This is a genomic window from uncultured Campylobacter sp. (assembly GCF_938040115.1).
Taxonomy (GTDB): Bacteria; Campylobacterota; Campylobacteria; order Campylobacterales; family Campylobacteraceae; genus Campylobacter_A.
Map to the genome: position 1 here is coordinate 1 of NZ_CALHXD010000083.1, position 1,598 is coordinate 1,598.

The 1,598-nt window shown below is 42.4% G+C and carries 4 protein-coding genes; 3 read left to right on the plus strand and 1 reads right to left on the minus strand.

Going from position 1 to position 1,598, the window contains the following annotated elements; translation table 11 throughout:
- The 3 genes from rlmN to Q0314_RS03075 all read left to right on the plus strand — a co-directional run.
- On the plus strand, positions 1-694 hold a 694-nt coding region (gene rlmN, locus Q0314_RS03070), incomplete at its 5' end, for a 23S rRNA (adenine(2503)-C(2))-methyltransferase RlmN (RefSeq protein WP_298056385.1).
- The gene (bcsF, locus tag Q0314_RS11285; protein ID WP_081451819.1) at positions 691-795 is read left to right on the plus strand and encodes a cellulose biosynthesis protein BcsF; all 105 of its coding nucleotides are present in this window, start codon (positions 691-693) and stop codon (positions 793-795) included. The genes rlmN and bcsF, both read left to right, overlap by 4 nt.
- Complete coding sequence (locus tag Q0314_RS03075) at positions 776-1,105, plus strand: hypothetical protein (RefSeq protein WP_298056388.1); 330 nt, start codon at positions 776-778, stop codon at positions 1,103-1,105. Before bcsF ends, Q0314_RS03075 begins: the two co-directional genes overlap by 20 nt.
- 48 nt (positions 1,106-1,153) lie before the next feature.
- Here Q0314_RS03075 and Q0314_RS03080 read toward each other — a convergent pair.
- The coding region (locus Q0314_RS03080) for a hypothetical protein (RefSeq protein ID WP_298056391.1) at positions 1,154-1,598 on the minus strand (445 nt) is incomplete at its 5' end.

A 1,598-nucleotide genomic window follows, 5' to 3' on the forward strand; every position in this document is an offset into this window, starting at 1 on the left:
AACTAGAAACCTAACGCCGGGTGAAATAGTGGGGCAAATTTTGTGGATAAAAAGAGAAAACAAAATCCCCTATGAACGCCGCGTAAACGTCGTATACATGGGCATGGGTGAGCCGCTAGATAACCTAGAAAACGTTAGTAAAGCTATAAAAATTTTAAAAGAAAACGACGGGCTAGCTATCGCGCCACGCCGCCAGACCGTTAGCACGAGCGGGTTAGGCAGCCAGATAAAAAAGCTCGGCGAGATGGATCTGGGCGTGCTGTTAGCGATATCTTTGCACGCCGTTACTAACGAGCTTCGCAGCAAGCTAATGCCGATAAATAACGCCTACAAAATCGAGTCCGTTATGGAGGCGGTGAGGGGCTTTCCGATCGATATGCGCAAGCGAGTGATGTTTGAGTACCTCGTCATAAAAGACATGAACGACGGTGTAAAAGACGCCAAAAAGCTCGTTTCACTACTACACGGCATCAAGGCAAAGGTAAATTTGATCTACTTCAACCCACACGAAGGCAGCGAATACGGTCGTCCGAACACAGCCGATATGGAGGCGTTTCAGACATATCTGCGCGATCACGGCGTGACCTGCACTATCAGACAGAGCAAGGGCCTTGACATCAGCGCGGCGTGCGGTCAACTAAAAGAGCGCGACAACCAAATGAGCGGCAAAACGCTAGCCAAGACGGCAAAATGACGCTACTTGATATATCCCAGATAGTTTTCGTTTGCGTTGTGGTTTTTATCGGGCTTGGACTAATTATAAAAACGGCTTTTTATGACAAACGCGACCGATGATATAGCATTTTTAAGAGAGCAAATAGATAGAAATAACGATAACTCGTTTTTCGTTTTGCTCTATGATTTTTGCTATTTCGATAAGAAAGTTTTTAAGAAAATCCTAAAAGTCTGCCTAGAAACCGAGATAGAAGATAAAAATTTAAGGGCCGAAATTTTAGATATTTTACACTTTACGACCTATCTGATGCTCTGTCATCGCGATAAAAAAGATGCGTATAAGATAAAAAACTTCAAAAAAGTCGAGGAAAAATTCGGCGATTATTTTCAAACTATGAGGCAAATCGGTAGAAAATTTATAACACAATAGCGCTAAAGTAAAACCCTAGATTTTATTAATCATGGTTAAATTTTATTTTTAATAAACATACAACACTCCGTCGCCGTAGCTAAATTTATCCCGCTGCCTTACGCTATCGCCCACAAAGGTAACCGGATTATAAGCCTGCTGGGGCTTTGGCGCATTGTACCTCCAACCACAAGGAAGGTAGCCTAAATTTAATATTTTTAGCAAATTTGTATTGAAATCAATGCGGGAATTCGGGCAAATTTTACGTATGCCGTACTCTTGAAATGCGCGCAAAACAATCGGAAGCACCGAATAATCATAAGTTTCAGCCGGTAAGTCATGTGCCCGGATATCTTGGATCAGATGATCTTTTTTGGCCGATAAAATCTCTCTAGCCGCGCCTGCGAGCTCACCCGTCAGCGAGCATTGCCGTAAAATTTGATCGCTAAAACGACAAATTTCGGCAAATATATCAAGGTCGATATCTCTCCATTCATTTGATTTTAACAGCTTT